The organism is Nonomuraea sp. C10 (genome assembly GCF_008017515.1).
In the GTDB taxonomy this organism is placed as follows: Bacteria; Actinomycetota; Actinomycetes; order Streptosporangiales; family Streptosporangiaceae; genus Nonomuraea; species Nonomuraea ferruginea.
Genome location: NZ_VPFF01000001.1, coordinates 1008912 through 1028398, shown reverse-complemented (window position 1 = coordinate 1028398; position 19487 = coordinate 1008912). Strand labels below are relative to the sequence as shown.

The window sequence follows — 19487 nt, the reverse complement described above, 5'->3', positions numbered from 1 at the left end:
TTTCAGGGCCCGCCGGGAGTCTGTCGACATCCGATCGATGCTTCCCCGGAGGATCTCGTGTCCCAGTCCGCTGTCTTACGCGTCGCCATCACCGGCACGCTCATCGCCTTAGGCATGGTCACCACGGCGAGCCCCGCCCTGGCGGCCCCCAACCTGCAATTGCCCTTCCCGTGCGGCCAGCAGTGGCGGCTGGACACGTGGGCGCACGCCCCCGCGCTCGACATGGTCAAGGAGCCCGACCAGCACGGCACCGACGGCGCCACGTTGGTCGCCCCCGCCGCCGGGACGGTGAACCAGTCCTTCTACCACAGCAACGCCGGCAACGTCATCCAGATCAACCACGGCGGCGGCTACTTCACCACCTACCTCCACCTGGAGTCCCGCGCCGTCTCCGTCGGCGCCAGGGTGAGCATGGGCACGACGATCGGCCGGGTCGGCAAGACGGGCCCCACCTCCAACGGGCATCCGCACCTGCACTTCGAGCTCGGCTACGACGCCGACGGAAGCGGTTCGGCCAGCTGGGGAACCGCGGGCTCGGAACGGGTCAGGCCCACCTTCAACGGTGTGACCTACGGCGGGTCGAACGGCCAGACCTGGCGCAACGTCACCAGCCGCAACTGTTCGTCCCCCGGACTCGACGCTCCGGCGATGATGCGTGACGACGGCGACGGGTCCATGACCATCTACCGGTGGACCTCCAGCGGGTCCGCCTTCGGCCGCGCCTCCGACTACACCTCCGGCGGCTGGACCATGTCCAACACCGGGGATCGGGTGGCTTCCGGTGATGTCGACGGGGACGGCAAGGACGACGTGGTCGCCGCTTACCAGAACTCCGACGGGACCTTCAGCTTCCATGTCTGGAAGAACGGCGTCTCCTACGCCGGCAAGTGGTACACCTCCGGGCCTTACGCCCTGGGTCCGGTCGATGGACGCCTGGTCGTCGCCGACTTCAACGGTGACGGCAAGGCAGAACCGGCGATGATGCGTGACGACGGCGACGGGTCCATGACCATCTACCGGTGGACCTCCAGCGGATCGGCCTTCGGCCGCGCCTCTGACTACACCTCCGGCGGCTGGACCATGGCCAATGTCGGCGACCGGGTGGCCTCCGGTGACGTGGACGGGGACGGCAAGGACGACATTGTCGCCACCTACCAGAACTCCGACGGCACCTTCAGCTACCACGTCTGGAAAAACGGCGTCTCCTACGCCGGCAAGTGGTACACCTCCGGCCCCTACGCCCTCGGCCCGGTCGATGGACGCCTCGTCGTCGCCGACCTCACGGGTGACGGCAAGGCAGAGCCCGCCATGATGCGTGACGACGGCGACGGATCGATGACCATCTACCGGTGGACCTCCAGCGGATCCGCCTTCAGCCGCGCCTCCGACTACACCTCCGGCGGCTGGACCATGTCCAACGTCGGCAACCGCGTCGCCTCCGGTGACGTGGACGGCGATGGCAAGGACGACATCGTCGCCACCTACCAGAACTCCGACGGCACCTTCAGCTACCACGTCTGGAAGAACGGCCTGTCCTACGCCGGCAAGTGGTACACCTCCGGCCCCTACGCCCTCGGCCCCGTGGACGGACGCCTCGTCCTCGGCAACTGGTAGCCCCCGAACCGACCGCATCTGCATTCATCACAGGAGGAATCGACAATGCGACGCTTAACCAGACTGGCCGCCATGGCCATGCTCTTACCTTTGGGCATCGTCGGCCCGTTCGCGGCGACGCCGGCATCGGCCGTCTCGCCGGTCCAGCAGGAGCCCCCGCCCGGCGACCCGCCGCTGCCCGAGTACCCGGGTCTGCCGTCGGACGGCGCGATACGGTCGTACGCGGTGTCGACCACCCCGGTCCCCTGCGACAACAACGGCGCCGACAAAGCCCTGACCCGCAACCAGGTGATCACTCGGGCGCGCAGCTGGCTTGCCGTGGGCGGCGTCCCCTACAGCCAGGTGAGGTGCTATCGCAACTCGTACGGCGACTACCGCACCGACTGCTCCGGATTCGTCTCGATGGCGTGGGGGCTCGGCGGCTCCGGGAGCGCCTTCTGGACCGGCAACCTGATGGACCGGGCGTTCCAGATCTCCCGCAGCTCCCTGCAGCCGGGCGACGCGCTCCTTCGGCACACCGGCAACACTTCCGAGAATCATGTGGCGTTGTTCGTCCGATGGGCGGACGGCGCCCACACGCAGCCGGTCGTCATCGAGCAGACCGGCAGCTCCGGCACCATCGAGCGCACCTGGTCCGCCAGCTACGCCGGCCTCTACACGCCCATCCGCTACGACAACATCGGCGGAGGAGGCGGGACCGAGGAGCCGGCGATGATGCGCGACGACGGCGACGGGTCCATGACGATCTACCGGTGGACCTCCAGCGGATCAGCCTTCGGCCGCGCCTCCGACTACACCTCCGGCGGCTGGACGATGTCCAATGTCGGCGACCGGGTGGCCTCCGGTGATGTCGACGGGGACGGCAAGGACGATGTCGTCGCCGCGTACCAGAACTCCGACGGCACCTTCAGCTACCACGTGTGGAAGAACGGGGTGTCCTACGCCGGCAAGTGGTACACCTCCGGGCCTTACGCCCTGGGTCCGGTCGATGGACGCCTGGTCGTCGCCGACTTCAACGGTGATGGCAAGGCAGAACCGGCGATGATGCGCGACGACGGCGACGGATCGATGACCATCTACCGGTGGACCTCCACCGGATCAGCCTTCGGCCGCGCCTCCGACTACACCTCCGGCGGCTGGACGATGGCCAACGTCGGCGACCGGGTGGCCTCCGGCGACGTCGATGGAGACGGCAAGGACGACATCGTCGCCACGTACCAGAACTCCGACGGCACCTTCAGCTACCACGTGTGGAAGAACGGCGTCTCCTACGCCGGCAAGTGGTACACCTCCGGCCCTTACGCACTCGGCCCTGTCGACGGACGCCTCGTCGTCGCCGATCTCACGGGTGACGGCAAGGCAGAACCGGCCATGATGCGCGACGACGGCGACGGCTCCATGACCATCTACCGGTGGACCTCCACCGGATCAGCCTTCGGCCGCGCCTCCGACTACACCTCCGGCGGCTGGACCATGTCCAACGTCGGCAACCGCGTCGCCTCCGGAGACGTGGACGGCGACGGCAAGGACGACGTCGTCGCCACCTACCAGAACTCCGACGGCACCTTCAGCTACCACGTCTGGAAGAACGGCCTCTCCTACGCCGGCAAGTGGTACACCTCCGGCCCCTACGCCCTCGGCCCCGTCGACGGACGCCTCGTCCTCGGCAACTGGAACTGACACCACGTCTGGATAGCAGGTCCGGGCCGGAGATGCCCGGACCTGCCCCATGCGGATGACGTCCGCCCCCGGTGCCTCCACCGACGGCACCGGCGCCTCCCCCTGCGAAGGACCCCCCATGTTCAGATCTCTCATGTTCCGTGCCGGCATCACGGGCACGGCAGTCATCACCGGTTTAGCCATCTCGACGAATCCCGCTCTGGCCGATCCGACGCCCCCCATCACGGCGGCCGCGTACCAGCTCGCCCCTTGCGACCCCCGCGGCACCACCGCGCGCGACGCCAGCTTGGCCACCCAGCTCAACAGCACCCTCAACGCCAAGATGCGCGGTTACATGTCCGCCTACCGCGTCTCCTGCGCGCGAATGATCATCAAAGCCGTCCGCGACCGCGGGCTCGACCTCCGAGCCGCGGCGATCGCGATGACCACCGTCATCGTCGAGAGCAGCATCCAGAACATCAGCGAGAAGGTCGACCACACCAGCCTGGGACTGTTCCAGCAACTGGACAGCTGGGGAAGCGCCGAACAGCGTCTCGACCCCACATGGGCCACCAACGCGTTTCTGAACAAGATGCTCCGGCTCTACCCCAACAACAGCTGGAGAACAGCACCGATCGGCGAAGTGTGCCAAGCCGTCCAGGTGTCGGCATATCCCGAAAGATATGGACAGCAGGCCGGCGACGGCCAGATCATCGCCAACACGATCTGGCCCTACGCCGGCGGAGGTGGGACCGAGGGGCCGGCGATGATGCGCGACGACGGTGACGGGTCGATGACCATCTACCGGTGGACCTCCACCGGATCGGCCTTCAGTCGCGCCTCCGACTACACCTCCGGCGGCTGGACCATGTCCAACACCGGGGACCGGGTGGCTTCCGGTGATGTCGATGGTGACGGCAAGGACGATGTCGTCGCCGCGTACCAGAACTCCGACGGCACCTTCAGCTTCCACGTCTGGAAGAACGGGGTGTCCTACGCCGGTAAGTGGTACACCTCTGGGCCTTACGCCCTGGGTCCGGTCGGTGGACGGCTCGTCCTGGCTGACCTCACGGGTGATGGCAAAGCGGAACCGGCCATGATGCGCGACGACGGCGACGGATCCATGACCATCTACCGGTGGACCTCCACCGGATCCGCCTTCAGCCGCGCGACCGACTACACCTCCGGCGGCTGGACCATGTCCAACGTCGGCAACCGCGTCGCCTCCGGAGACGTCGACGGAGACGGCAAGGACGACATCGTCGCCACCTACCAGAACTCCGACGGCACCTTCAGCTACCACGTCTGGAAGAACGGCCTGTCCTACGCCGGCAAGTGGTACACCTCCGGCCCTTACGCCCTCGGTCCCGTCGATGGACGCCTCGTCGTCGCCGATCTCACCGGTGACGGCAAGGCAGAACCCGCCATGATGCGCGACGACGGCGACGGATCCATGACCATCTACCGATGGACCTCCACCGGATCCGCCTTCAGCCGCGCCTCCGACTACACCTCCGGCGGCTGGACCATGTCCAACGTCGGCAACCGCGTCGCCTCCGGAGACGTCGACGGAGACGGCAAGGACGACATCGTCGCCACCTACCAGAACTCCGACGGCACCTTCAGCTACCACGTCTGGAAGAACGGCCTGTCCTACGCCGGCAAGTGGTACACCTCCGGCCCCTACGCCCTCGGCCCCGTCGACGGACGCCTCGTCCTCGGCAACTGGTAGCCGCTTCGCCGAGTCACCTGGCGGCGAAGTTCTGTGTCCAGTAGATCTGCCCCTGCGCGTTCTTGGCCGCACCCACCCCGATGAGGGTGTACGAGCAGTTCATGATGTTCTGCCGGTGGCCCTCGCTGTTCATCCAGCCCCGGACCGCCTCGGCCGCCGACCGTTGTCCCATGGCGATGTTCTCGGCCAAGGCGGAGCCGGTGAAGCCGGTCGCACGGATGCGGTCGGCCATGTCGCGGCCGTCCTGGGAGTCGTGGTCGAAGTAGTCGTTCTCCGCCATGTCGGCCGAGTGCCCGGACGCGGCCTTACGCAGCCGCGCGTCGTGCTTGAGCGGGTCGCAGCCGCCCTTGGCCCGCTCGGCGTTGGTCAGCCGGACGACCTCGTTCTCCAGTGCCGTGCCGACGGACTGGACGGCCTCCTTCTTCTTCTCGGGAGCCGGCGTCTCCTTGGTGGGAGTGGGAGTGGGCTTAGGGGTGGGCGTGGGGGTGGCGCAGGTCACCCGGGTGGCCTTGGACTTGGCGGTGCCGCCCCGGTAGTCGGTGGCGACCGTGTAGTACGTGCCCGGCTCGCAGGGCAGCTTCAGGGTGATGCGGCCCTTCCTGGTGGCTCCGCTCTTGATGACCGGATCGTCGCCGGGGACGGCGCGCATGACCCGGACGCGCAGCAGCGCCGGGTGCTCACATCCACGGCGCACGGCCGAGGCCCGGATACCGAGGGCGGAGACGCCCGGCTTGACCACGCTCACGCGGCACTCGTCCGATTCGGGGGCCGGCTCGGGAGTCGCCTCCTCGGTCTTCGCCGGCGCGACGCCGCCCACCGGCTCGGCCGCCTCGGGCGCCGCTCCGCTGGTGGACGGGGCGCAGGCGGTGAGGCCGGCGACCACGGCGAGTGCCCCTAGGGTTCGGCGCATGAGGGTTCCTCCAGGGGAGGGGAGACGCTGGTGGTCCCGCATTCTGCCGGTTCCGATACTGACTTGTCACGACAATACGGACATTTCGCCCCGTACGCAGCGTCAACCAAGGGTCGGGCGGTCTGTGTGACCCATGCCATACGCGGTCCTGTCAGCAATCGGAGCGCCGCACCGCTCAAGTCACCGGAAGCAAGCGCACCGACAGGAGCACCACATGAAGCACCGCATCGTCGTCCTCGGCGCCGGCTACGCCGGGGCCTACGCGGCCGGGATCCTGGCCCGGCGGCTGTCCCCGGCGGACACCGAGATCACCGTGGTCAACGCCGAGCCGCACTTCGTCGAGCGGATGCGGCTGCACCAGCTCGCGGCCGGGCACGAGCTGGAGACCCGGAGACTCGAAGATGTCTTCGCGGGCACGGGGATACGGCTGCGCCTGGCCCGTGTCACCGCTGTCGACCCCGAGCGCCGGGTCGTCACCGTGGCCGACGCCGGCGGCGAGCTCGGCTACGACACGCTGCTCTACGCGCTCGGCAGCCACGTCGCCGGCGGCGTCCCCGGCGTGGCCGAGCACGCCTTCGACGTCGCCGGCCGGGCCTCGGCGCTGCGCCTGCGCGAGCGCCTGGACAGCCTGGAAGGACGGGGCGAGGGCGGGAACGTGCTGGTCGTCGGCGACGGGCTGACCGGCATCGAGACCGCCACCGAGCTCGCCGAATCCCGGCCCGGCCTGTCGGTCACGCTGGTCGCCCGCGAACAGCTGGGCGCCCGGCTGTCCGCCGGAGCCCGCGGCCACCTGCGGCAGGCCTGCGACCGGCTGGGCATCACCGTCCTTGAGCACACCGGCGTCGAAGCCGTCGAAGCGGCGCGGGTGCTGTGCACGGACGGCACCGCCCTGGCCTCCGACGCGACCGTGTGGACGGCCGGGTTCGCGGTCGGCCCCATCGCCGCCGCCGCCGGGCTGGAGGTCACCGAGGCCGGTCGGATCGTCGTCGACCGCACCATGCGGTCGGTCTCGCACCCCGACGTCTACGCCGCCGGCGACAGCGTCCACGCCGTCGGCGAGAACGGCCTGCCGCTGCCGATGTCGTGCGCCTCGGCCGGTTTCACGGGCATCCAGGCGGTCGAGGCGATCGTCGGGCGGCTGACCGGCCGCGAGGTCCCGTCGACCACGCTGAAGTACTACGGCAACCACATCAGCCTCGGGCGGCGCGACGCGATCTTCCAGCTGGTCGACGGTGACGCCCGGCCCAAGGCCTGGTCCCTGCGGGGCCGCACGGCCGCGCTGCTGAAGAAGGGCATCATCAGGAGCTCCGCCTGGAGCATGAGCCACCCGACCTTCGGCATGCCGGCCAGGAAGCGCCGCCTGGCCGCCCGGCCCGATCGCTCGGCCGAGGCCGCCGTTGCCTAGAGTCGGCCGCGTGGACGCCCTCGCCACCGAGCAGTTCGAGGCCAGCCGGTCCCGGCTGGCCTCGCTCGCGTACCGTCTGCTCGGCTCCGCCGCCGACGCCGAGGACGCCGCGCAGGACGCGTTCCTGCGCTGGCAGGCGGCCGACCGCGACCGGATCGAGGTGCCGGAGGCGTGGCTGACCAAGATCGTCACCAACCTGTGCCTCGACCGGCTCCGCTCCGCGCGGGCCAGGCGCGAGCGCGCGGTCGGCGTGTGGCTGCCCGAACCGCTGCTCAAGGGCGATCCGATGCTCGGCCCGGCCGACACCTACGAACAGCGCGAGTCGGTGTCCCTGGCCGTGCTGACCCTCATGGAGCGCCTGTCCCCCGTCCAGCGGGCCGTCTACGTGCTGCGCGAGGCGTTCTCGTACAGCCATGCCGAGATCGCCGAGATCCTCGACATCACCGAGTCCGCGAGTCAGCAGCACCTCCATCGGGCCCGGCAGCGCATCGCCGCCGCGCGCCGGGGCGGCGGCGAGATCGACCCCGAGTCCGCCCGCGGGATCGTCGAGGAGTTCCTCGCCGCCGCCGCCTCGGGCCGCACCGAACGGCTGGTCGCGCTGCTCACCGACGACGCGACCGCGGTCTCCGACAGCGCCGGCCTGACCGAGACGCTGCTGCGGGTCGACACTGCGCGGCGCGTCGCCGCCGTCGTACGGGCCGGTCTCAGATCCACTTCCGCGAAACGGCGGCTCGCCGGCGGCACGTCCGCCATCCACTACGCGGTGGTCAACGGCGCCCCCGCGGCCCTCTTCGTGGTCGGCGACCGGGTCGTGGGCACCATGTCGTTCGACATCGCCGACGGCAAGATCGCGACCGTGCGCGGCATCGCCGCCCCCGCCCGCCTCGCCCGCCTCGCCGCGGCCTGGCGGCAGCACGACCGGGACACGCCGCTCGTCACCGAGTGGTGACCCGGCCCGAACTCCCGGGACCCGTAGGGATGATTCCGTACGGGCCCAGGTCCCGAGTCAGGGCTCTCCCTGATGGCAGGCGCCGCGCCGCGTGCCACCATGATCCGGATGCACGCACCACCGTTCCTCTTCTCGGCACTCGTACCAGCGGCCCCGGAAGCGCATGGGAGGGCGCCGGGTGGACTGGATCGCTGAGGGCGTTCAGGCGGTCAGCGATCTCCCCTTCCCTCTGCTCGGGCTGGTGGCCGGAGCCATGGCGTTCGCCGAGTCGGGGCTGGGGGTCGGTTCGGTCCTGCCCGGCGAGACGGGCGTGCTGCTGCTGGGGGTCGCCGCCACCACCCCCGGGCGGTTCGCTGCCCTGCTGCTGATCGTCGCGCTGGGGGTCACGGCCGGCGACCACGTCGGCTACTGGCTCGGACAGCGGTACGCCGGTCGCATGCGGGATACGCGGGCGGTGCGAAGGCTCGGGGTGCGGCACTGGGATCGCGCGACCGACGCGCTGCACCGTCACGGCGCGGCGGCGGTGTTCCTCACCCGGCTGGTCCCGGTCGTCCGCACACTCACGCCGGCGGCGGCGGGGGCGGCGCATCTGCCCTACAACCGGTTCCTCCCGGCTTCACTGGCAGGGTCGTTGCTGTGGTCGGCGGTGTACGTCGGCCTGGGCGCGTTCGCCGGGGCGTCGGCCGCTCACCTGGAAGGGCTCCTGGGGCGCTTCTCGTGGCTGCTTCTCGCGGCTGTGGCGCTGGTGGCGGTGGCGGTGCTGCGGCGCCGGCGCCGGGCGGCGACGGATCACGGGGACGACGAGCGCGCGTGAGCCGTCGGTGATACGCGTCGGCCCCGGCCGGGTGGTCCGGCCGGGGCCGACGCGCGCGGGTCAGTCGGCGCAGATGGCGAAGACGCTGATGCCTACGTCGTTGTAGCCGTCCTGGCGGCCGATGCCGATCCAGCCGCGTCCGTCATCGGTGGGGAACGAGCCGACCAGGATCGCCCTGTTGCCGCGGGCCTCGGCGCCGCCGCCGAGGACCTTCTTGCCGCCGGGGCAGTAGAGCGTGCGGCGCTGGAAGTTGGGGACGTTGGCGTTGGGCAGCGTCACGAGCTGGTAGCCGGAGGGCAGCGCCGCCTGGCGGGCCGCCGCGGCGGGGACGTTCGTCGTGCTGGCCGCGGCGGCGGTGGTCACGCACGCGCCCGCCGCGAGCAGGGCGAGCGGAAGGGTCAGGAGCTTCTTGAACTGCATAACTCTCCTTCTTGCGTGCCCCTGGTGACGCACTCCGGGCAGCACGAAACACGCCGGCGAATGCGGTGCTGGAGAGCGGTGACGGGGGCGAAAGGGCCTGACACGAAGAGTATCCATGCAATTACTCTCCGCGTCCAGCGCCCGATCACGTCAAGAAGTGAACGGGGCGCCCCTCGCGGGAGCGGGCGCGCCTCGCGTCGGCACCCGGGTCAGCGGCCCGGGGAAAGGGCGGACAGCGACATCTCGATGAAGTCCTCGCCGATGTCCACCAGGCTGCGCGGGCCCTGCGGGTCGTACCACCGGTAGGTCCAGTTGAACATGCCCACGATGCCCATCACGGCCACGGTCGGGTCGATGTCGTCGCGGAACTCCCCGGCCTTCGCCCCTTCCGTGATCACCTGGGCGAGCAAGCGGCCCCACCGGTCGGCGTTCTCCTTGATGTCGGTCGCCTCGCCCCCGTTCACCACCTGGTCGAGGTTCTCCCGCATGAAGATGAACAGCTCCGGGCGGCGTGACATGGCCAGCACGTACGCGCGCAGCCCGCTGACCAGCTTCTCCGGCGCGGTCGCCTCCTCGGCGACGATCCGCTCCAGTTCGGCGCGCATCTGCTCGATGGGCTGGTGCAGCAGCGCGACGAGCAGTTCTTCCTTCGTGCCGACGTAGTAGTAGAGAGTCGCCCGGTTGATGCCGACCTCGGCCGCCACGTTCTCCAGGGTGGCCTGGGCGTAGCCCAACTGCTCGAAGACGCGTCCCGCGCCCTCCAGGACCTCCTTCCACCGCGCGTCGGACTTGCGGCCGCTGGCCAGGCGTCGCTCCATCCGGCGGCGGGCGATGTCGCTCGGCGGCGGTGGGCGCCGTTCCCGAGGAGCCATCGGTGTCCCCCTCCCTCAGCTCGACTCGCATAAACAGCAACGTTGATGATAGCGCAGGCGGCGGGGGCCGGCGCCCCCGCCGCGGTGGCCGTCACCGTTCCCGCAGGACTCGCTTCAGCACCTTGCCGCTGGCGTTGCGCGGGAGGTCCGGCTCTATCTGGAAGGTCTCCGGCACCTTGTAGCCGGCGAGCCGGGCGCGGCAGAAGTCCCTGGCCTGGTCCTCTTCGAAGGAGGCTCCGGGGGCGACCACCACGTGCGCCCGGACGATCTCGCCCCAGCGCTCGTCCGGGACGCCGACCACCGAGACCTCCAGCACCGCCGGATGCTCGCTCAGCACCTGCTCGATCTCGACGGGGTAGACGTTCTCCCCGCCGCGGATGATCATATCCTTCTTGCGCCCGGAGAGGTACAGGTATCCCTCCTCGTCCCGCCGGGCCAGGTCGCCGCCCCGGAACCAGCCGTCGACCAGCACCTCGTTCGTCGCCTCCGGCATGTTGAGATAGCCGGCCATCACCGCGTCGGACCTGGTGACGATCTCGCCGACCTCGCCGTCCGGGACATCGTTCAGCTCCTCGTCGCACAGCCGCAGGTCCACGCCCATGCCGGGCTTGCCGATCGAGCCGAGCAGGTGCTCGTGGCCTTTCAGCGCCCGGTGGTGGTCCTCGGGAGTGAGCACGGTCTGGAGGCCCGCCTCCGTCCCGGCCCCGAACAGGTTCATGAAGTCGCACCGGAAGGTCTTCATGGCCCTGCGGAGCAGGCTCGGCGACATCGGGGCCGCGCCGTAGGCGATCGACAGCAGGTTGTGGTAGCCGCCCTTCTCGACGCCGGGCTCCTGCAGGAGCATCTCGATCATGGTGGGGACCAGGAAGACGCCGTGGAGCACGTCACGGCGCAGCCACTTGAGCACCGTGGCGGGGTCGAATCCGTCCAGGATCAGCGACGGGTTGCCGCGGGCCACGCCCGACAGCACGTAACACATGCCGGCGGCGTGGAACAGCGGTGCCGGGGAGTAGTGGAACGCCTCCGCCGGCAGCCGCCGCTCCAGGATGCACTGGAACGTCATGTGCTTGACCATGCGCTGGTGGTGCATGACGCCCTTGGGCAGCGCGGTGGTGCCGCTGGTGAAGGCGAGGCACATCAGCTCGTCGTCGTTGATCACCGTGTCGATCTCGTGATCCTCGCCGGTGGCGAGCAGTTGTCCGTAGTCGCGGTCGGCGACGGGGGACTTCTCGAAGCAGATCGCGGCGGTCAGCGTCGGCACGTCGACGGACTCCACCATCGAGGCGTAGCGCTCGCTGAAGAACAGCACCTTGGCCTCGGCGGTGCGCAGCAGGGTCTGCAGTTCGGGCCGGGCGAGGCGGTAGTTCAGCGGGACGTACACCGCGCCCAGCTTCATGCAGGCGAGCAGCACCTCCATGTAGCTCGTGGAGTCGGTGGCGAACAGCGCCACGCGGTCGCCCTTCACCACGCCCATGCGGCGCAACTCGTGGGCCACCCGGTTGACGCGGCTGTTGACCTCCGCGAAGGAGTACGAATCGGTATCGGTCACAAAGCATGGCTTGTTCGGCGTGTTCCGGGCGTGGATCCGGATCCAGTCACCGGTGCGGCTCGTGCGCTGCATGGACATCGGCACCCCATCTGGAGTCAAGGGTCAGGAGAACTCCGGCAGCACGTGCGTACCGAGAAGCTCGATCGACTTCATGACCTTTTCATGCGGAATGTCATAGGGCTGCACGAGGCAGAGCAGCAGGTCGGTGCCCACCGCCTCGTACCGCTTGGCCATCTCGACGCACTGGTCGGGGTTGCCGACGATCACCGCGTCGTTCTTGAGCAGGTAGTCGAAGTCCAGCGTGTTCAGGTCGACACCGCCGAGGAGCCGCTTGGCGTACTCGTAGCTGCCGAGCTGGGTGCCGTCCTTCCAGTCGCTGAGTTCGGCGATCTTCTTCAACGACTCCTGGACGTACCACCCGAAGCGGGGACCGGCTTCTGCGTAGGCGTCCTCGGTGGTCTCCGCGCAGTGCACCTGGGTGAAGGTGGCGATCTGCTCGTTGACGTACTTGCCGACCGGCTTGGCGCGGCGGATGCCGTCGCGGTACCGGCCGAACCGCTTGACCAGCGTCTCCGGCCCCGACGCGACGGAGAACGACAGCAGGCCGATGCCCTTCTCGCCCATCAGCTCGTGGCTGTCGGAACTGGAGGACGCGCCCCACAGCGGCGGGTGCGGCGCCTGCAGCGGCTTGGGCACCACGCCCCGCGGCGGGATCTTGAAGTACTCCCCCTCCCAGGAGAAGGTCTCCTCGGTCCAGCACCCCATGATCACGTCAAGGGCCTCCTCCCACATCGGGCGGGTGTCGGAGGGGTTGATGCCGAAGCCCTCCAGCTCGATGCGGGTGCCGGACCGGCCGGTGCCGAACTCCAGGCGGCCGTTGGAGATGATGTCGATGGTGGCCGCGGCCTCGGCGGCGCGCACCGGATGGTTGTACGGGAAGGGCAGCAGCCGGACCCCGTGGCCGATGCGGATGTTCCTGGTCCGTGCCGCGATGGCGCCGTACAACGCCTCGGGCGCGGAGGAATGGGAGTAGTCGCCGAGGAAGTGGTGCTCCACCGTCCAGACGCTGTGGAACCCCAGCCGGTCGGCGAGCTCGATCTGGCGCAGCGTGTTCTCGAAGGCGTCGTACGCGCTGCGGTCGTTCCACGGGCGGGGCACGGGGATCTCGTACATCAGGCCGAACTTCATGTGATAACTCCCTCGTGCAGTGGCAGCGCGGTCACCTGCAGGTCGTAGGCGACCAGCTCGCCGGTCATGGAGAAGGTGACATAGAGCTGACCGTCACCGATGCAGCAGTTGGTCGGCTGTGCTCCCGTGGGGACCTCGATGGTCCGCTTGAGGGCGCCGACGGCGTCATAGACGAAGATGACGTGCCCGACGCTGCCGCAGACGTAGAGGTCGCCGCCGGCGTCGAAGCACATGCCGTCGGGCGAGCCGGCCGGAAGCTTGGCGAAGACCCGCGGGTCGCCGAGGCCCGTCCCGGCCGACCAGTCGAAGACCAGGATCTTGCGGGTCATCGACTGGGCCACGTAGAGCCGGCCGTCCGGCCCGAAGGCGATGCCGTTGGGCATCGCCGGGACCTCGGCGACCTGCGTGATCGTACGGTCCGGGGAGATCGCGCAGATCCGGCCGGGCTTCAGGCCGCGCAGGTCCTCCCAGTTGTGCGAGTCGGTGACGTAGAGCCGGCCGTCGGGGCCGAAGCACAGGTCGTTGGGACGGTGCGGCGGCGGCCCCGGCAGGCCGGTGGCGACCACCGTGACCTGCCCGTCGAGCACCTTCTGCACACGGCCGTCGACCGGCTCGGGCGCGTGCCAGTAGCCGCCGGACCGGGTCGCCGACAGGCCCCCGTTGTCGGCGACGTAGATCGCGCCGTCGGCGCCGAGGGCGCTGCCGTTGGGCCCGCCGCCGAGCCGGGCGAGCACCGTCTTGCCGCCGTCGGCCGCGACCCGGGTGACCACCTGTCCCTGCATCTCGACCACGGCCACGGCCCCGTCGCCCAGATGGCTCGGCCCCTCGGGGAAGCCGAGGCCGCCGGTGACGACCCGGAACCCCGGGCTGGTCATGGCCGGACCGGTCCGAGGGCCTTGACCCGCGGCATGACCTCGGCGGCGAACAGGCGCAGGTTCTTCTCGGCGGTCTCCGGGGTCATGCCGGCGAAGTTGAACACGCCGTTGAACCCGTCGTTGCCGACCTTCTCCTGGATGGCGACGATGCGCTCCAGGCACTGGTCGGGGGTGCCCCAGATCTGCAGCTCGATGAAGTTGTCCACGACGCGGTCGGAGCCGTGCTTCTGGATCGAGCGGGCGAGCCGCTGGTAGTACTCGTAGCCGAGCGTGGTGTCGAAGTGCCGCCCGCCCAGCTCGTAGTGGTTCAGGACGTACTCGTAATAGCCGCCGATGTACTCCTGGGCCATGTCCCTGGCCTTGATGGGGTCCTCGTCGCAGCAGACCCAGCCGGTGACCAGCGGGGCCGGCGCGTCGACCCCCTTGATCTCCTTGAAGGTGGCCCGGTAGCCCGCGAGGTCCTCGGCGACCTCCATCCAGTCCTTCTGCGGGTTGATCAGGATGCCCGCGCCGATGTCGGCCATGATCCGCACCGACTCGGGCGACACGGCGGCGGCGTAGAGGCGGTCGTCGAACCTGCGCGCCGGCTTGGGGCGCAGCTCGCGGCGCGGGATCTGGTAGTACTTGCCGTCGTACTCCAGGATGCCGGTGTCCAGGGCCGACATGATGATGTCGGCGGCCTCCACGAAGCGCTCACGGGACTCCCCCATCGGGATCCCGAAGCCCTCGAACTCGATGCGGCCGAGGCCCCGGCCGAGACCGAAGACGAACCGGCCGTTGGACACGATGTCCAGGACGGCGACCTGCTCGGCGACCCGGATCGGGTCGTGCCAGGGCAGGATGACCGCGCCGGAGCCGAGCTGGATGCGCTCGGTGCGTCCTGCCATGTAGGTCAGGAACTGCAGGACGTCCGGGATCATGGTGTAGGACGTGAAGTGGTGCTCCACGCCCCACAGGGCGTCGAAGCCCAGCGGTTCCGCGAGGTCGGCCAGGCGGAGCTCCGTCTGGTAGATCTCGTCGTCGGTCGCGTTCTCGTGACCTTCGAAGATGCAGGTCATACCTACACGCATGGGGATTTATCCTCCAAAGGATACGGCGCTGCCGGCCGTGGAGCCCGTGGCCAGTTGCTGATAGCGGCCATGACAGAAGATCAGGGGTCGGCCCTGCGCGCGGACGCCGAGGTCGAGCACGCGGCCCAGGACGAACAGGTGGTCACCGGCCGGGTAGCTGTGCTCGAAGGCGCAGTCGAACCAGGCCAGCGCCCCGGAGATGACGGGCGAGCCGGTGGCCTCGGACAAGGTCCAGTCGACCCCGTCGAACTTGCGGCCACCCGACCGCGCGAAGCCGCGGCACAGGCTCTCGTCGTCCTCGCCGAGGACGTTCACGCAGAAGGTGCCGAGCGGCACGATCAGCGGCCAGGTCGTGGACGTCCGGGCCGGCAGGAAGCCGACCAGCGGCGGGTCCAGTGACGCCGAGACGAAGGACCCGACGGTGAGCCCGACCGGGCCCTGTCGCGTCATCGCCGTCACCACGGCCACCCCCGTCGGGACGTGGCCCATCACTTGCCGGAACCGATCGGAGTCGAACATGTCGACCGCTGGCCGACGGGTCGGGGTTCGGACCACCATCTGCCTCGTCTCCCAGGTCGTTGGATCGAGTCTGCTGGTACGCGCCGGGTTTCCGCGTGCACGTCACCATTGATGTTGACGTCACGCTAGCATCGCACCTAGTTTGCGTCAACGTGGATGCTGACAGAAATCCCCCGGCGGGTCCGGCCTTCGGCGTCATGCTCATTCCGAAGGTGTCCTGGCAGACGCTGCGAGACCACTGCCTGCTGGCCGAACGGCTCGGATTCGACCACGCGTGGGTCGACGACCACCTGACCAGCCCGGCGGATCCCGCGCAGGACTGGCTGGAGGCCTGGAGCACACTGGCGGCCCTCGCGACCGCGACCACGACGATCCGCCTGGGCAGCCTGGTGTCCAGCCCGGTGGTGCGTCATCCGGCGCTGCTGGCCCGCCAGGCCCTGACCGTGGAACGGATCAGCCAGGGGCGGCTGGAGGTCGGCCTCGGCTCCGGGTACGCCGACTCCGACCACGCGCTGGCCGGTTCGCGACCGTGGCCGGGGCGGGAGCGCGCGGAGCGGTTCCGGGAGGCCGTCGCGCTCCTCGACCGGGTCCTGCGCGGCGAGCCTGTCGAGCCCGGGCGGTACTACCGTTCCCGCATCCCGCCGCTCGGCCCGCGGCCCATGCGATCCCCGCGTCCGCCGCTCACCGTCGCCGCCCACGGACCGCACGCCATGGCCACCGCCGCGCGGTACGGGGACGCCTGGAGCACCTTCGGCGGCTTCGGCCTTTCCGCGGCCGAACACCTCGACCGCACCGCCCGCCAGGTGCGCCGGATGGAACGCGCGTGTGAGGAGGCCGGCCGGGACCCGGCCACGCTGGGCCGCACGCTGCTGACCGGCCGCCCGCTGGTCAGCTCGGAGAACATGTGGGCCGGCCCGGACGCTTTCGCGAGCTTCGTCTCCCGCTACCGTGCGGCCGGCATCGACCGGTTCGTCTTCTACTGGCCACCGCAGGACTACTGGCCGGACGACCAGGCCGACGAGGACACCGTCCGCCGCATCGTCACAGATGTCATCCCGGCACTGCGGAACAGCTGAGCGCCGTCAGCTCGCAGCGGCCCGCCGCGAAGGACGTCCGGCGCTGCGGGGCGGCTGAGCGCCGTCACGGAGGTCGCCCGGCGCTGCGGGCGTCAGCCCGTGGCGGCTCGCCGTGTCTCGTGCGCTGCGGCGAGTCGCCGGCGGAAGTCGGGGGCGGCCATCGCCTGTTCCTCCAGGGCCAGCGACAGGGGCAGGACCTGGGCGACCGCCGCGCGTACGGCAGCGTTGATCGTGGCCTTGGTGCCGCGTACGGCCGCGCGGGGCAGCTCGGCCCAGCGTCCGGCCAGCGCCAGGGCGGCGTCCAGGGCGGAACCCTCGGTGACCAGCTCGTGCAGCAGCCCCCAGGCGACGGCCTGGTCGGTGCTGATCATCTCGCCGCCGAGCAGCAGCCGCTTGGCCCGCTGCGGCCCGGCGAGCAGCGGCCACAGCGCGGCGGGGCCGTTGCCGGCGGGCAGCCCGACCTGCACGTGCGCGTCACCGAAGCGGGCCGAAGGCACGGCGAAGGACACGTCGGCGGCGGAGGCCAGCATCGCCCCCAGCCCCGTGGCGTCGCCGTTGACCGCGGCGATCAGCGGCTGGTCCAGCTCCAGGATGCCGTAGACGATCTCGGCGGCCTCCTGGATCGGCGTCAGGCCGGTGAGCGAGGCATAGGGACGGCCGGGGTCGGTGTCCCCGCCGGCGCAGAAGGCCTCCCCCGCGCCGGTGAGCACGTAGACCTCGGCGTCGGTGCTCCGCCGCGCCTCGCGGAACAGCGTCGAAAGCTCCGAGTGCATGACGTCGTCGACGGCGTTGCGCCGCTCGGGGCGGTTCAGCGTGAGCACGGTGACGGCCCCACGCCGCTCGATGGCGATCCTGCGATAGTTCTCCTGGCGCAGCACGTACGGCCTCCTCGATCATGTCGGGACGGGTTCCCCGGGCGGTGTGCCGAGCCCGGCCCAGAGCGTGTCCAGCTCGGCCCAGAGCGCCTCGGGCAGATCGGTGGTGAACCGCGCGGCGTTGGCCACGACCTCGCCGGCGTCGCGCATGCCGACGACCACCTGGGTCACGGCCGGATGCCGGAGCGGGAACTGGATCGCCGCCTGGGGCAGCTCGGCGCCGTGGCGCCGGCAGCAGTCGGCCATCCGGCCGGCGGCCTCCAGCAGCCACGGCGACGGCGCGCGGTAGAGGTAGGGCAGGCCGGGCCCGGGCCGGGCCACGGCGAGCAGCCCGGAGGCGTACGGTGCGGCGGCCAGCACGGGAACCCCCGCCTCATGGCAGCGCGCCAGCAGCGTGGCGGCCGAGCGCCGCAGCAGGTTCCACTCCCCCGCGATCATCACGGTGTCGACGGCCCCGGCGGCGACCAGCGCCTCGGCGGCCCGCGGCCGGGTCGTGCCCACGCCGATCGCGCCGACGGCGCCCGCCCGGCGCAGGTCACGCAGGGCGGGAACGGCCTCGTCGAGCGCGGGACCGAGCAGGTCGTCGGGGTCGTGCAGGAAGACCGTGTCGAGCCGGTCGAATCCGAGCCGCTCCAGCGAGGTCTCCACGGTGCGCCGGACCACGGCGGCGGTGAAGTCGAAGCGGGGTTCCCGCCGGGCGGCGGCTCCGTCCAGCCGGTACGGGTCGGCGATCGCCATCGTCCGGCGCCCGACCTTGCCGCTGACCGTGAACCGGTCACGCGGCAGGCCGCGCAGCGCGGTGCCGAGCAGGCGTTCGGCGGCGCCGTCCCCGTAGCTGGGAGCGGTGTCGAAACTGCGCAGGCCGCACTCCCAGGCGGCCTCGACGGCCGCGACGGCGATCTCCTCGGCGCGCTCCGGCCCGGTGTCGCCGCCCGCCGCGGCGAGGCCGCCGATCGGGCCGCAGCCGAAGCAGAGCCGGTCCAGCCTGGTGTCCTGCATTCTTGACCGCCTTTCGGGTGCGACCCTAAGCTTCGTCAGCGTCTACGTCAATGCTGACAGAAGGAGTTCGACATGCTCGTCGGACGTGCCGTGCTGGTGACCGGGGCCGGCCAGGGGCTGGGCCGTGCCTACGCCGTGGACGCCGCACGGCACGGCGCCGCCGTCGTGGTCAACGACGTCGACGCCGGGGCCGCCGGCGAGACCGCCGCCGAGATCGAAAGGGCGGGCGGGCGCGCCGTGGCCGTCCCGAGCGACATAGCCGACCCCGGCCAGGCGGCGGCCCTGGTCGGGGAGTGCGTCGCCGCGTTCGGCCGCCTGGACGGCCTGGTCAACAACGCCGGGCTCTACCACGAGGCGCTGCCGTGGAACGAGGACCCGCGCCGGCTGCGGGAAGCCGTCGGCGTGAACGTGCTCGGCACCGCGTACTGCCTCGACGCGGCGGCACGGGCGATGCGGGGCGCGGGCGGCGGGTCCATCGTCAACGCCTCGTCCCTGGCCATGTTCGGCTACCCGAACATGGCGGCCTACGCCATGACCAAGGGCGCCGTCACCGCGCTGACCTGGGCTGCCGCCCTCGACCTCGAAGCCGACGGAATCCGGGTCAACGCCCTGTCGCCCAAGGCCCTGACCCGGATGACCCGTGACGCGATCAGCCGCGCCCCCACGCCGGACGGCGCGAGCGCCCCTCTCGACGGCATCGACGAGATGTCGCCCGCCGCCGTGGCGCCCTTGGTGACCTACCTGCTCAGCGACGCCTCGGAGGGCGTCACCGGGCAGTTCTTCAGCTTCGACGGCCGGCGTCTCGGCATCGTGCCGCACGTGGAGCTCGCCGACGCTCCGCACGCCGTACGGGAGCGGTGGAGCGCGGCGGACGTCGCCGCGGCGTTCGACGGCGATCTCGGCGCCGCGCTCCAGCCCTACGGCGGGCAGGGACGGCTCCCGCCGCGGCGGCGCGGCTGAC

18 protein-coding genes are annotated in these 19487 nt (G+C 70.5%); 8 read left to right on the top strand and 10 right to left on the bottom strand.

Annotated features, from left to right (window positions below; genetic code table 11):
- Positions 1 to 57: 57 nt before the first annotated feature.
- The 3 genes from FR742_RS04825 (at position 58) to FR742_RS04805 (ending at position 5005) form a co-directional block, all read left to right on the top strand.
- Positions 58 to 1614: a M23 family metallopeptidase gene (locus FR742_RS04825; RefSeq protein ID WP_148029801.1), complete on the top strand. Its 1557-nt coding sequence runs from the start codon at positions 58 to 60 to the stop codon at positions 1612 to 1614.
- A 45-nt stretch (positions 1615 to 1659) separates the two neighbouring features.
- Entirely contained in the window at positions 1660 to 3294 is a 1635-nt protein-coding gene (locus FR742_RS45040; RefSeq protein ID WP_222708838.1) for an FG-GAP-like repeat-containing protein, read from the top strand.
- 118 nt (positions 3295 to 3412) lie between these two features.
- On the top strand, positions 3413 to 5005 hold the full coding sequence (locus FR742_RS04805; protein WP_148029800.1) for an FG-GAP-like repeat-containing protein: 1593 nt from the start codon (positions 3413 to 3415) through the stop codon (positions 5003 to 5005).
- Positions 5006 to 5018: 13 nt separating this feature from the next.
- On the opposite strand, the gene FR742_RS04800 is transcribed toward FR742_RS04805, so the two are convergent.
- Entirely contained in the window at positions 5019 to 5915 is an 897-nt protein-coding gene (locus FR742_RS04800; RefSeq protein WP_148029799.1) for a CAP domain-containing protein, read from the bottom strand.
- A gap of 214 nt (positions 5916 to 6129) precedes the next feature.
- On the opposite strand from FR742_RS04800, the gene FR742_RS04795 reads away from it, so the two are divergent.
- The 3 genes from FR742_RS04795 (at position 6130) to FR742_RS04785 (ending at position 9083) form a co-directional block, all read left to right on the top strand.
- Positions 6130 to 7320, top strand: a complete 1191-nt coding sequence (locus tag FR742_RS04795; protein WP_148029798.1) for an NAD(P)/FAD-dependent oxidoreductase — start codon at positions 6130 to 6132, stop codon at positions 7318 to 7320.
- A 10-nt stretch (positions 7321 to 7330) separates the two neighbouring features.
- Complete coding sequence (locus FR742_RS04790; protein WP_148029797.1) at positions 7331 to 8269, top strand: sigma-70 family RNA polymerase sigma factor; 939 nt, start codon at positions 7331 to 7333, stop codon at positions 8267 to 8269.
- A 178-nt stretch (positions 8270 to 8447) separates the two neighbouring features.
- On the top strand, positions 8448 to 9083 hold the full coding sequence (locus FR742_RS04785; protein WP_261808357.1) for a DedA family protein: 636 nt from the start codon (positions 8448 to 8450) through the stop codon (positions 9081 to 9083).
- 60 nt (positions 9084 to 9143) lie between these two features.
- Here the strand turns inward: FR742_RS04785 and FR742_RS04780 are convergent, their stop codons facing one another.
- From FR742_RS04780 to FR742_RS04750, 7 genes are all read right to left on the bottom strand, one after another.
- Positions 9144 to 9503 carry a hypothetical protein gene (locus FR742_RS04780; protein ID WP_148029795.1) on the bottom strand — a complete coding sequence of 120 codons (360 nt, stop codon included), beginning with the start codon at positions 9501 to 9503 and terminating at the stop codon, positions 9144 to 9146.
- Positions 9504 to 9712: 209 nt separating this feature from the next.
- Positions 9713 to 10375 (bottom strand): TetR/AcrR family transcriptional regulator, encoded by a 663-nt coding sequence (locus FR742_RS04775; protein WP_148029794.1) that lies wholly within the window; start codon positions 10373 to 10375, stop codon positions 9713 to 9715.
- Between the two features lie 91 nt (positions 10376 to 10466).
- A complete protein-coding gene (locus tag FR742_RS04770; RefSeq protein WP_261808839.1) occupies positions 10467 to 11996 on the bottom strand; it encodes a class I adenylate-forming enzyme family protein in 1530 nt (509 codons plus the stop codon).
- 30 nt (positions 11997 to 12026) lie between these two features.
- A complete protein-coding gene (locus tag FR742_RS04765; protein ID WP_148029792.1) occupies positions 12027 to 13112 on the bottom strand; it encodes an LLM class flavin-dependent oxidoreductase in 1086 nt (361 codons plus the stop codon).
- Positions 13109 to 13987: an SMP-30/gluconolactonase/LRE family protein gene (locus FR742_RS04760; RefSeq protein WP_148029791.1), complete on the bottom strand. Its 879-nt coding sequence runs from the start codon at positions 13985 to 13987 to the stop codon at positions 13109 to 13111. Before FR742_RS04760 ends, FR742_RS04765 begins: the two co-directional genes overlap by 4 nt.
- On the bottom strand, positions 13984 to 15057 hold the full coding sequence (locus FR742_RS04755; RefSeq protein WP_148029790.1) for an LLM class flavin-dependent oxidoreductase: 1074 nt from the start codon (positions 15055 to 15057) through the stop codon (positions 13984 to 13986). The genes FR742_RS04760 and FR742_RS04755 overlap by 4 nt, the downstream gene beginning before the upstream one ends.
- A 6-nt stretch (positions 15058 to 15063) precedes the next feature.
- Complete coding sequence (locus FR742_RS04750; protein WP_187280996.1) at positions 15064 to 15576, bottom strand: flavin reductase family protein; 513 nt, start codon at positions 15574 to 15576, stop codon at positions 15064 to 15066.
- Between the two features lie 197 nt (positions 15577 to 15773).
- On the opposite strand from FR742_RS04750, the gene FR742_RS04745 reads away from it, so the two are divergent.
- Positions 15774 to 16652, top strand: a complete 879-nt coding sequence (locus FR742_RS04745; protein ID WP_148029788.1) for an LLM class flavin-dependent oxidoreductase — start codon at positions 15774 to 15776, stop codon at positions 16650 to 16652.
- 92 nt (positions 16653 to 16744) lie between these two features.
- Here FR742_RS04745 and FR742_RS04740 read toward each other — a convergent pair whose 3' ends face one another.
- Positions 16745 to 17530 carry an enoyl-CoA hydratase/isomerase family protein gene (locus tag FR742_RS04740; RefSeq protein ID WP_148029787.1) on the bottom strand — a complete coding sequence of 262 codons (786 nt, stop codon included), beginning with the start codon at positions 17528 to 17530 and terminating at the stop codon, positions 16745 to 16747.
- Positions 17531 to 17545: 15 nt separating this feature from the next.
- Positions 17546 to 18526: an aldo/keto reductase gene (locus FR742_RS04735; RefSeq protein ID WP_148029786.1), complete on the bottom strand. Its 981-nt coding sequence runs from the start codon at positions 18524 to 18526 to the stop codon at positions 17546 to 17548.
- 72 nt (positions 18527 to 18598) lie between these two features.
- Between FR742_RS04735 and FR742_RS04730 the strand changes: the two genes are divergently transcribed.
- Positions 18599 to 19486, top strand: a complete 888-nt coding sequence (locus FR742_RS04730; protein ID WP_148029785.1) for an SDR family NAD(P)-dependent oxidoreductase — start codon at positions 18599 to 18601, stop codon at positions 19484 to 19486.
- Position 19487 lies beyond the last annotated feature (1 nt).

Coding starts and splice junctions, on each gene's coding strand:
- FR742_RS04765 (WP_148029792.1), bottom strand. CDS start 13,112: ATGAAGTTCGGCCTGATGTACGAGATCCCCGTGCCCCGCCCGTGGAAC.
- FR742_RS04755 (WP_148029790.1), bottom strand. CDS start 15,057: ATGCGTGTAGGTATGACCTGCATCTTCGAAGGTCACGAGAACGCGACC.
- FR742_RS04760 (WP_148029791.1), bottom strand. CDS start 13,987: ATGACCAGCCCGGGGTTCCGGGTCGTCACCGGCGGCCTCGGCTTCCCC.
- FR742_RS45040 (WP_222708838.1), top strand. CDS start 1,660: ATGCGACGCTTAACCAGACTGGCCGCCATGGCCATGCTCTTACCTTTG.
- FR742_RS04750 (WP_187280996.1), bottom strand. CDS start 15,576: ATGTTCGACTCCGATCGGTTCCGGCAAGTGATGGGCCACGTCCCGACG.
- FR742_RS04775 (WP_148029794.1), bottom strand. CDS start 10,375: ATGGCTCCTCGGGAACGGCGCCCACCGCCGCCGAGCGACATCGCCCGC.
- FR742_RS04795 (WP_148029798.1), top strand. CDS start 6,130: ATGAAGCACCGCATCGTCGTCCTCGGCGCCGGCTACGCCGGGGCCTAC.
- FR742_RS04770 (WP_261808839.1), bottom strand. CDS start 11,996: ATGCAGCGCACGAGCCGCACCGGTGACTGGATCCGGATCCACGCCCGG.
- FR742_RS04800 (WP_148029799.1), bottom strand. CDS start 5,915: ATGCGCCGAACCCTAGGGGCACTCGCCGTGGTCGCCGGCCTCACCGCC.
- FR742_RS04805 (WP_148029800.1), top strand. CDS start 3,413: ATGTTCAGATCTCTCATGTTCCGTGCCGGCATCACGGGCACGGCAGTC.
- FR742_RS04745 (WP_148029788.1), top strand. CDS start 15,774: ATGCTCATTCCGAAGGTGTCCTGGCAGACGCTGCGAGACCACTGCCTG.
- FR742_RS04780 (WP_148029795.1), bottom strand. CDS start 9,503: ATGCAGTTCAAGAAGCTCCTGACCCTTCCGCTCGCCCTGCTCGCGGCG.
- FR742_RS04735 (WP_148029786.1), bottom strand. CDS start 18,526: ATGCAGGACACCAGGCTGGACCGGCTCTGCTTCGGCTGCGGCCCGATC.
- FR742_RS04730 (WP_148029785.1), top strand. CDS start 18,599: ATGCTCGTCGGACGTGCCGTGCTGGTGACCGGGGCCGGCCAGGGGCTG.